Annotated in this window: 4 protein-coding genes; 3 read left to right on the plus strand and 1 reads right to left on the minus strand. The window is 55.7% G+C overall.

Features of this window, described 5'->3' with window-relative positions:
• Positions 1-12 precede the first annotated feature (12 nt).
• Positions 13-3,411, plus strand: coding sequence for a DEAD/DEAH box helicase family protein (locus E1832_RS06940; RefSeq protein ID WP_133359008.1), 3,399 nt, complete (start codon positions 13-15; stop codon positions 3,409-3,411).
• A 72-nt stretch (positions 3,412-3,483) separates the two neighbouring features.
• On the plus strand, positions 3,484-7,089 hold the full coding sequence (locus E1832_RS06945; RefSeq protein WP_133359009.1) for a YobI family P-loop NTPase: 3,606 nt from the start codon (positions 3,484-3,486) through the stop codon (positions 7,087-7,089).
• A gap of 73 nt (positions 7,090-7,162) precedes the next feature.
• Here the strand turns inward: E1832_RS06945 and E1832_RS06950 are convergent, their stop codons facing one another.
• Positions 7,163-8,992, minus strand: coding sequence for a DUF262 domain-containing protein (locus E1832_RS06950; RefSeq protein ID WP_133359010.1), 1,830 nt, complete (start codon positions 8,990-8,992; stop codon positions 7,163-7,165).
• A 1,441-nt stretch (positions 8,993-10,433) separates the two neighbouring features.
• On the opposite strand from E1832_RS06950, the gene E1832_RS06955 reads away from it, so the two are divergent.
• Positions 10,434-11,159, plus strand: a 726-nt coding sequence (locus tag E1832_RS06955) for a hypothetical protein (protein WP_133359011.1), incomplete at its 3' end; no start/stop codon positions are given.

The following is an 11,159-nucleotide window of genomic DNA, read 5'->3' on the forward strand; positions in this document are numbered from 1 at the left end:
AGGACTTTGCCGATGACCCAGTTTGCCTTTCTTGTCCCCGACTTCCCCGATCTGGGTCAACACGCCCAAAAGGCGGAAAAGCTGGCCCTGTCGGACCCGCGCGGCGCCTGTTTCTGGGCGCGGCTCACGCTGGAAACCGCGCTGAAATCGCTGTATCGCCGCGATCCCGCCCTGCGCCACCCCTATGAGCGCACGCTCGCCGCCCTGATCGCCGAACCCAGTCTTGAGGCGCTGACCGGCCCCGCCATCGTCACCAAGGCCCGCTATATCAAGGATCAGGGCAACCGCGCCGCCCATGACAGCGGCAAACCCCTGTCGCCGCAGGATGCCGCCGCCACGGTGCGCGAGCTGTTCCATGTCTGCTATTGGATCGCCCGCACCTATGCCACCGGCGCCAAGCCCGACCCGGCGTTGCGGTTCGATATCGGAAAGCTGGAAAAATCCCTGACCATCAGCGCCAGCACTGTCGCCCAGATCCAGAAGATCGAGGGAGAGGTCAAGGCCGCCACCAAACGCGCGGATGAGGCCGAAGAGGCGCGCCAATCCTCCGAGGCGGGCCGCATCGCATTGGAGGCAGAACTGGCCCAGCTACGCGCCGAGGTGGCCGAGGCCCGGCGTGCCAACCAATCCGTTCCCGACCCGCATGACTATGACGAGGCCACCACCCGCGACGCCTTTATCGACCTGCTGTTGCACGAGGCCGGCTGGCCGCTGGACCAACCCCGCGACCGGGAATTTCCGGTGCAGGGCATGCCCAACCAAAGCGGCGAAGGGTTTGTCGATTATGTGCTCTGGGGGGCGGACGGCAAACCCCTCGGGCTGGTGGAGGCGAAACGCAGCGAGAAAGAACCCCGCACCGGCCAGCAGCAGGCCAAGCTCTATGCCGATTGCCTGGAACGGATGTACGGCCAGCGCCCGGTGATCTTTGCCACCAATGGCTACGAGCATTGGATCTGGGACGATCAACGCTATCCGCCCAGGCAGGTGTCCGGCTTCCTGAAACGCGACGAGCTGGAGCTGTTGCACCAGCGCCGGGGAAACCGCAAACCGCTGGCCGATGTCGCGGTCGACGACAGCATCGCCGGCCGGTTTTATCAGCAGCGCGCGATCCGGCGGGTCGGCGAAAGCTTTGAAAAGGACCGTCAGCGCAAGGCCCTGCTGGTCATGGCCACCGGCAGCGGCAAGACCCGCACCGTGATCGCCCTGATCGACCAGTTGATGCGGGCCAACTATGTCAAACGGGTGCTGTTCCTTGCCGATCGCGTCGCGCTGGTGAAACAGGCCCACGGCGCCTTCAAAACGCATCTGCCCGCCACGCCCTCGGCCAACCTTCTGCAGCGCCACGACCCGGCGCGCAACGATCATTCCGGGGCCCGCGTGATGCTGTCGACCTATCCGACCATGATGGGCCTGATCGACGAGGTTAAAGGCGGCGAGAAGCGCTTTGGCCCCGGTCATTTCGACCTGATCGTGATCGATGAAGCGCACCGCTCGGTCTATCGGAAATACCGCGCCATCTTCGAGTATTTCGACAGTTTCCTGATTGGCCTGACCGCGACCCCGAAGGACGAGATCGACCACGACACCTATTCGCTGTTCAACCTCGAACGCGGGGTGCCGACCGATGCCTATGATCTCGAAGATGCGGTGCAGGACGGCTATCTTGTGCCGCCACGCTCGATCTCCGTCCCGTTGCGGTTCCAGCGCGACGGCATCGCATATGATCAGCTTTCCGAAGAAGAAAAAGACGAATGGGATGCCCTGGAATGGGATGAAGACGGCACCGTCCCCGACCGCGTGGAGTCGAACGACCTGAACAAATGGCTGTTCAACAAGGACACCGTGGACAAGGTGCTTGAGCACCTGATGCGCAATGGGATCAAGGTGGCGGGTGGCGACCGGCTGGGCAAGACCATCATCTTTGCCAAGAACAGCAAACATGCCCAGTTCATCGTGGAGCGGTTCGATGCGAACTACCCGCATCTGGCCGGAACCTTCGCCCGGTTGATCGACTACAGCGTGTCCTATACCCAAACCCTGATCGACGAGTTTTCCGAAGCCGAGAAAGCCCCCCATATCGCCGTCTCCGTCGACATGATGGACACCGGGATCGACGTGCCCGAGGTGGTCAACCTCGTGTTCTTCAAGATCGTCCGATCCAAGACGAAGTTCTGGCAGATGGTCGGTCGGGGCACGCGGCTTTGCCCCGATCTGTTCAGCCCCGGCGAGGACAAGGAAGAATTCCTGATCTTTGATTTCTGCCAGAACCTGGAGTTCTTCCGGGAAAACCCGGATGTCCTGGAGGCCGCCGGCACCCGCCCCATCGGCGAGCGGCTGTTTGCGACCCGCGTGGACTTGATCGGTGATCTTCAAGAGCAACCGGATGATCACACCGACCTTCTCGACACCCTGAAGTCCCGGCTCCGTGATGAGGTCATGGGTATGTCTGTCGACAATTTCATGGTCCGTGACAAACGCCGGGCAGTGGAGCTGTTTCAGGACGAGAAGAGCTGGACCAAGCTCGATCTCGACGCCCGCATGACGCTGAGCGATGATATCGCGGGCCTGCCCTCCGCCTATGTCGATGATCCGCTCCCGGCCAAGCAGTTCGACCTGTTGATCTTGAATGCCCAATTGCTCCTGCTTCGGGGCGAAGCCGGGTTCGCGACGCTCCAGCGCCGGCTGATCACCTTCGCCAGTGCTCTTGAAGCCCTGTCAAACATCCCGACCGTTGCGAAGCAGATGCCGCTTATCCTCGATATGCAGACGGACCCGTTCTGGGCGGATACCACCGTCGAGATCCTCGAGGACATTCGCCGGCGGCTGCGCAGCCTGGCGGATCTGATTCAGCCGAGCGAACGCAAGATCGTCATCACGAACTTCGAGGATGAAATCGGGGAAGGTGAAACCGTCGATCTCCCAGAGGTCGGCAGCGGCGTCGACAAGGCCCGCTTCAAAATGAAGGTGCGTCGTTTCATTGAAACACACACCAACCACATTGCCTTGCAAAAGATTCACCGGGGCGAACCGGTAACACGACTGGATCTGGAGGAAATCGAAACAATGCTGATCGAGCAGGGCGTGGCCGACTCGACGGTACTGCAAGAAATCGAACGAGAGCAGCCTCTGGGGCGTTTTCTGAGGGGGCTCGTGGGCCTTGAGCGTTCCGCCGCGAAACAGGCCTTCAGCTCCTTCGTGACATCCAACCGGCTCAACGCGGATCAGACTGAGTTTATCGACATGATCATCGACCACCTGAGCGAAGGTGGCATAATCGAACCAGCCCGCTTCTATGAAAGCCCGTTCTCCGATATCGATGATCTTGGGATCGAAGGGGTGTTCAACAAGGACCAGGCGTCCGATATCATCAGGATCGTGCGCGCCATAAACGAAACTGCGGATGCTGCATGATAGGTGTATTCTGTTGAAAGAACCCCATGCAGCGCGTTGGGGCCAAACTTGGAACATGGTAGACAGCCAGTTATGAATACCAGTTTTTCCAAAATCGGTCATTGGATCTCCGGTAAGCTCATCAAGATAGCGGAAGCGTTAGGCCTAAGATCCGTTTCACCCGTGGGGCCCGCAAAATTCGTCGATCTCGCCCCAACCGACCAGGCTGACCAAGAAGGGGTGTATTCGGCTGCATTGACGTTTGCGACCGCCAGCCCGGACGTATCAAACATCGCACTCACAGGGCCTTATGGCTCTGGCAAGAGCAGCATCATCCGCTCGTTCCTCAAGTCATATCCTCGCCAAGCCCTGCACATATCTCTCGCCGCATTCTTACCGGAAGCAGAAGATGAGCGACGCACGGTGACCAAACAGGAGATTGAACGGAGTATCCTCCAACAATTGCTCTATGGCGCAGATGCAAATAAACTGCCGCTCTCACGTTTCAAGCGTATCCAATCTCCAGGATTATGGTCGATCTTCCGATCACTCTATATTCTCATCGGCCTGCTCGCTCTCTGGCATGTTTTCCATAACCGCTCGGAGGTTTTTGAGGGATCGTATTTCAAACCCTTCAATCTCACAAATTGGACCGATATCTCCATAGCAGCTTTCGCGCTAATCTTTCTTTGGTCTACAATCCATCACTTTTACGTCGCTAGCTTCGGCGTGTCGCTCAAAAGCATTTCTCTGAAGGACATCGAGATACGGCCGTCCTCGGATGACCAAGATTCAATCCTCAATCGCCACTTGGACGAGATCGTCTACTTTTTTCAATCGACGCGCTACGACCTCGTCATTGTGGAGGATCTCGATCGCTTCGAAGATTCCGACATTTTCGTCACTCTTCGAGAGATCAACAGTCTCGTGAACGCCAATGTAGGCGTGAGACGCCACGTCAGATTTCTCTACGCTCTTCGCGACGACATGTTCGTCAATACCGACCGGACAAAGTTCTTCGAATTTATTATTCCTGTCATTCCGATTATCAACAGCTCTAACTCAATTGATATGGTGCTCGCGCAGGGCGAACGATTGGAGCTGGACGGAAGTCTCGAGCAGCAGTTCCTGCGCGAAGTGTCTCGCTACCTAAGCGATCTTAGGCTGATCCACAACATCTTCAACGAGTACGCGATTTATGTCGCAAACCTGGAAACGGATGGCGAGAATGTGCTCGATGCCACGAAGCTTCTCGCCGTGCTGATCTACAAGAATGTTTATCCTAGGGATTTCGAACGCCTACACCGCGGTGAAGGCCATCTCGCCAAAATCTTAGGGCGCAAAGACGAACTTATTACCGCCCGTGAACGCGGTTATCGTTTCGAAATTGCCGAACTCGAACGTGACATGGCAGCGGCAGAACAGCAGGTCCCAAAGGATTTACGCGAGCTCAAAATGATATACGCGATGGCCCTTTTCGAAGCGCTACCGGACAATACCATTTGCGTAGGCAGAACAAATCGGGAGAGAATTGCACTTAAAAATCTAGCTGACCAAGAGAACTTCGACGAATTTATAGTAGCGCCTAGGCTGTTCCACCGCAATATTCACAATCAACTCGCTGAGCACGACAATTCTACGCTTCAAGACCGCGTCGACTCCGAGGTGAGCTATGCCGAACGGGTTGAAAGTATCGAACGGAAAGCAGATGCACAAAAACAAAGTGCGCACCGACGAATTTCCCATCTAAGGCATGAGATTAAAGCCATCCGGACAAGTAAGTTCAATGTCTTGCTACGGTCCAGTGCCCAGGAAATCGAAGGCCTCTTTAAGGACCTTGGCGACGGCGGTGACCTCGCCCGTTTCCTGCTACTAGAGGGCTATCTCGACGACAGCTACTATCAGTATACCTCCTTGTTTCACTCTGGACGGCTTTCACCAAACGACAACAAGTTTCTAATCCAGATCCGGGCATTCCACACACCTGAGCCCATGTTCCCAATCGACAACCCGAGTGAAGTCATCGCAGGGATGAGAGAAGACGATTTCAGCCTCGACTATGCGCTGAACGTCCGGCTCGTTGACGCGCTCCTAGAGAACGAGGAACATAAGGATCGGCTCCGGAAGGTCTTCGCATACCTTTCGAACGAGTTTCCGAATCAGCAGGAATTCTTCGAAGCCTATTATGCAACGGGATCGCACGTGGGCGAGTTTTTGATGCAGCTCGTCGACGCTTGGCGCGATTTCGTACCTGCGGCCATTGATGGCTCCTCCGCAGTGTTGCATTTGGCGGGCATCATCGAACATCTTCCGCCGGCCATGCTGGCTCGTGAGCGCGAAGAACACCCCGGACTGAGCGCGTTCGTGGCCGACAATCTCCGTGACATTCTCGACCTCTTGGAGGGTGTGGATCCGGTCAAGCTCGAAGAGTTGCGGATTGAGACGAAGGACCTTGCTGCCATCGATGGATATCCGAACGTTGCGCGCAAGCTCTACGAGCTCGGTCATTTTTGCCTGAACCATGGGAACTTCGACTACATCTTCGGTTCTATCCTCGGAGAGGACTTTGGCTCAGACTTACGTAAGCGACATTACTCGAGGATTCGAAACTCCGGAGCCCAACCTCTCCTCAACCGGGTGGAAAGCGATTTCTCAGCGTACTTCATGAACGTGCTGTTGGAGATGGACGATGACAATGAGGAGGATATCGAAGCGATATTGGCCGTAATGTCTCACGATGAGCTGGAAGCCGACGATGTCGAAGCGTTCGCCCTACGACAAACTAAGCTCCTTCCCACACTGGAAGAAGTGCCCGCGCGCTATCAAGCCATGCTGTTCCGTGGGACACAGATCGCTCCTACATGGTCCAATTGTCTCGCCTTCATTCGGTCTGAAAATTTCGAGGGCGGCGCTCTCATCGCCTTCCTTGGCGATGACAAGGTTCGCGCCGCTCTTCTGGAAACCCCTATTCCGGAATCCAAAGAAGCACTCCCTCTTCATCGGTTCCTCATCGATGCAGAGGGTCTCGCGGATATCGTCTATCGTGATTATATCCAGGCCCTTCCAAGGGAATTCCAGAAGTTTCCCGATGCTATAAGCGCCGGCAAACGTCGAATACTTATCGAGGAGCGACGCGTCACGTTCAATGCTGAAAATTTAGCCGCGCTTGACGACGAGATTGATCTTCAAACGGCGTTCGTCGCTCAGAACATCGTCTGCTATCTTAGCGACCCCAGTTCATATTCGATTGACGATGACTTCCGCGAGAGATTGCTTGCCACCGATATCTCGGACGACGAAAAGAGGTCGCTAATCGCTTTGATGGACTTGAGCGCTCTTCCCAGTCTTCCTGAGCGTGCCTGCATTGTCGGGCCGATCCTCTTGCGGACAAATGGCGCGCTACCTTCACTTACGTCAGATATCGTCAAAGCGCTCATCGTGAACGCTGAGACAGAAAGTACACAGGTACAGCTCCTAAATCTACTCCACGAAACGCTCGATAAGAACGAAGTTCGTGAGGTCTTGGGACAGCTCCCTTACCCATATTCTAGAATCCAAACCGGATATGCACGTCCCACTCTCAAGAGGACGAATGAGAACAGCGAACTTGTCAGATGGTTGGATGAGCGCGACATCATCTCTTCGGTAGGAAAGCCGTTCTGGTCGAATGATATCAAGGTTAATCTATATCAGTCATAGAGTTCACCGATGCCTCCGCTTCTTTCGCGTGCCCTCTTGAACCCACGTTTTCGACCGTCGGCGGGTACATGTGCTAATTCGCAGCGCTTGGCGCGGTCCAAATTTTCTTGGCGTTTTCGAAGAGCGCGATAGATCGTTCTATTATCTTCGCCTCGTTCCAGCTGTCATGTTCGCAAAGACGCTTGTTTAGATAGAGGACGCTGTGATCTTCAAGCGCTTCTCGTTTTCCGCCGTCAGGATCGCCTTCCACCACCCAGGCTTTGTTCGACTGCGCGGGATTCAGCCTGTGGTTCAGCAATGACAGATTGCCGATTGTATGGATCAACTCACTTCGACGAAGCATTTCCTCGGCCTCTGAAATCTCACCCGGTAGTGGCCAGTTGGTCTGCCAAGTCTGGGGCATCACATGCTCAACTGTCAGATTTTTCGGAACATCCTTGGTTTCTGCAAAATCGCCGCGCAGCGCCGCCTCCATCGCTTCAAGGATCAAGCGCAGACGCGGGCGCGTCAGGTTTTCGTAGAGCGGATTGTTGATCCAGGCCTTTTTGAACTCATCATTACTTGGCCAGCGATCAAACTCTGCCGTCCGGCTTAGCAAGCTCACCCGAATTCTTTGCGGTATCTGGTCCGGCTCGCCTTCAATCTCTGCAATGAGATCGACAAACAGGCGATTATAGCCCCTCGTACTCAAGCGGCAAACCATTCGCCGGACGAGGAAGGATTCTATGTCCGATAGCACTTCGGACAGCAGATCAGCGCGCGCGCCCAGTACATCGAAGAGTTTGAGCAGGAACGGATAGGCCGTTCCGATATCCATAACTTTCAGGCGATCAAGGAAGGTCTTGATACGTGGACTTTCATGCCCCTCGACGATCTCGCGGTAGATTTCACCGTACTTCTTGATGGTCTGGATCCGGTCCTCCGGCGATCCGGCATGCTCCCCGAGCGCAAAATCGCGATAGGCGGCGTAAAGATGAGCAGCAGATACATCGTCACCGGTCAGCAGCGTGAGGGCATGCTGAAGGAATATCTCGATCCGCGCGCGCCGTGCGTGACCACGACCGATCTCAGCCCGCCAGAACGGCGCGTCCTTATCAAATGCCTGCCAATATTTCTGGTAGACCTTCTCCGCATCGCCGCCATTGTCCTGGATTTCGCTTAAGAGCGAATTCTTTACGAGATCAGCTGACAATAGCGGTGTACCCCGCGCGTTCAGAGTCTCGAAAATCAGCTGCGCATCATCCTTTTCATCGAGATCGATGACCACCAGCCGCACATTGTCCCGCACCGCACTGTAGAGTGCCGGAATTTTCTTGTCCTTTTCCGCCCCGTCATCCTCGGCAAGCCATTCGGAAATCGCATCATGAAAGAAAAGGTATCCGTCCGGAATGTTGCGCCCTACGGACTTTGCATCTGAGCGTACGCCAAAAGACTTGAGAAGAGCGGTGCGGTCTGCGCTTTCCATCACCATCTGGTAATCGTCACGATCAGCATTCGTCGGCCAAATCTTGAAGCCTTCGTAGTCTTTGGTGCTCAGTGGGTGCTTGTTGCGGATAAGATTACCGATCGCCTTATGATACCGGCTGTCGTCTTCCAGCTTCACGGCATCCTCGAAAGCGCGTAGCAAAAGCTGCAGCGTCGTCAGCCGTTGCTGCCCGTCGATCAAAAGTCGGGTTTCGATCTGCCCTGGCGGCACCGACGGGCGGTCCTGCACAGACGCACCCAAGAAGTGCGAGCGCGGCTGCTTGCCAAGTAGCAGGTCCTCTGACAGGCGCCGCATATCTTCCCATAGCGGCTGCCACTGCTCCTCTTCCTTCCAGACATAGGGTCGCTGATAAAGCGGAACGCGATAAAGCACGTCCTTCTCAAAAAGATGTTGGATTGCCAACGTACCGACCTGCATCGCGTGCCGCCCCCTTCTCGTTAATCACTTTAACCCTATGACAGAAAAATTGGTTTTGAAACCTAGCCGTAACCGGCTTTCGTGAAGGGACAGCTTCGTCTTGCGCGGCAGACGTTCCCTTTCCCGAATTGCTGCAGATTTCACCAACGGCCGGTTTGACGGGCTGCAACGCCGCATTTCGATAAACGATCGAGTGTCTGCAATGGGGTCGGTCGGGCCTTTGGGCGCCGCAGCAAAACCACTAAGCTGCCGAGGTCATCAACAAAGCACTGTGGCCATTCGCGCTGGAAGAAATAGACGACCGACTACCGGTAAGGTTTGCGGCTCGAAGCCGCAGGTCGATATTCGCCAGATTGTAAAGTGATTTCCGAGTGGCGGCTTAAGATTTTCCAAGCCAACTCGACGCGCACCCTCGCGCTTCAAAAGGGATTTTGGGCGGCTTCGGCGCCGTCCCCCTCTAGAATAGATAGAACCCTGTAAGGGTTATATTGGAGAGGGGGATTTTACAACCCCAGTCCAGCAATTTCTATTTAGAAATTTATCTTCTGCTGCATTTACGCAACTATCCGGGGAGTGACGGGACTCAGCATGCAAAATCTAGGTTGTTCCCGATAAACAGTGACCGGTATCCTGTCGCCATCATGCTGAACAAGATCTCACATATCGCCCTCGAAGCCTTTTGGCTCATACGCTGATCAAATCTGGATCGGTGAAGGGAAAGTTTAGCCTGAAGCCTCGCTTGGCCCCCCGGACAAAGGCCCGAATCGTCTCACCAGAAATGGGATGATCCAGTCTCCGGCGGTGTACGGATCGAGCTTTACAGCCCCATCAGTCCAGATTTTCTCGGTTGGCGTCTGTTGATGCGTCGAATTCGCAGTCCCGGCGGGCTGCTCTTGATGACGAAAGGAAACTGCAAATAGCGGGCCGGGAGTTCAAGACCACAAGGTCTTCTACTCCACCCCGAAAGCTTTGTGTGCGAAGAAAAGGGAGAAAACAATTTTCGCATAAGCCATTGATATGGCTCACATTCTTCTCTCTCCGGCGGAATGCCGGTAAAGAGAGGCACGAAATGAAACAGTAAGCAGGAGGAACCGATATGATGAACTGATCCAGTCCAAAACGAAAACACCGGAATGTTGGAGCATTCCGGCGTGATCGTTCGAGGTAGACCGAAGCCCACCAGCGCTAACACTGGTCTTCTAGCGAATCCTGCATTCTGCCGCAAGGATTCCGCTCGAGCAACGGTTTCTCCTCCCCATAGGCCCCTTCCTCAGAACGACTGACAGGTCGACCAGCATCGCCGGAATGGCGGAGCGGGAACGGTCTCTCTTGTCCTCTCGCGGAAGGTTGCCCAAGCCGGACCGGCCTCATGCCGCTCCGAAGAGCGACCACCTTTGCCCGGCTTCGGGCAGGGTTTGATCTCTAGTGAGGAACTCTCTCAATGACTAAACATGAACCGCGTGGGGGTGCTATCCCGACCGCTGATTATAATCCGTCCGGTCCGGCAGATGCGGATCGCTCTGTTGCCTCCGGCGCCAATGACGGGCCCAAGGCTGAACTCAGCCCGGTTGGAATGCTCTGCGACGACATCCTCTCGACCGTGGGCCGCTCGAACGGATTGTCGGACGAAGCTACCATGACTATCGGATCGCGGATCACGAATATCCTGATGCTCTTCCGTGATCAGGAGCATGGCGCGCGGGCCGCGAAGGAGAAAATCTCAGCGCTGAAACGTGATCTCCGGAACGTCCGCGGGCAGCTTGCCGTTTTGAAGCAGGAGCACTTTGGCGCGAGCTCCGAGAAGGGGCAGGTCCTGGATGATGATGACAACCAGGACTTCATGGTCGACGACGAGGAGGACGAGCCGAAGGAAAAACCAAAGGGCAAACGTAGGCGGAAGGTCTCTGAGGAAACCGAAGTCGTCATGGTTGACCACTATCCCGAAAACATGACCTGCGGCTGCTGCGGCGATCAGCTCAAATCAATCAAGAGGGAAGAGCGTGTGGGAAGCCTCCAGATCATCCCCGAACATGTGATCTTGGTAAAGGACGTCTACCACACCTGCGCCTGCAACAAGGACAGGCGAGACGCCGTGGTTCATCTGTGCAAGGCGCATGAGGTGAGCCAGCGGCGGGCGTGTTCAGTGCTCGGTGTCGACCGGTCGAGC

This window comes from Antarcticimicrobium luteum, assembly GCF_004358185.1.
In the GTDB taxonomy this organism is placed as follows: domain Bacteria; phylum Pseudomonadota; class Alphaproteobacteria; order Rhodobacterales; family Rhodobacteraceae; genus Antarcticimicrobium; species Antarcticimicrobium luteum.

Bases quoted from the DNA above. Each gene is read 5' to 3' on its own strand.
- E1832_RS06940 (WP_133359008.1), top strand. From the start codon at position 13: ATGACCCAGTTTGCCTTTCTTGTCCCCGACTTCCCCGATCTGGGTCAA.
- E1832_RS06945 (WP_133359009.1), top strand. From the start codon at position 3,484: ATGAATACCAGTTTTTCCAAAATCGGTCATTGGATCTCCGGTAAGCTC.
- E1832_RS06950 (WP_133359010.1), bottom strand. From the start codon at position 8,992: ATGCAGGTCGGTACGTTGGCAATCCAACATCTTTTTGAGAAGGACGTG.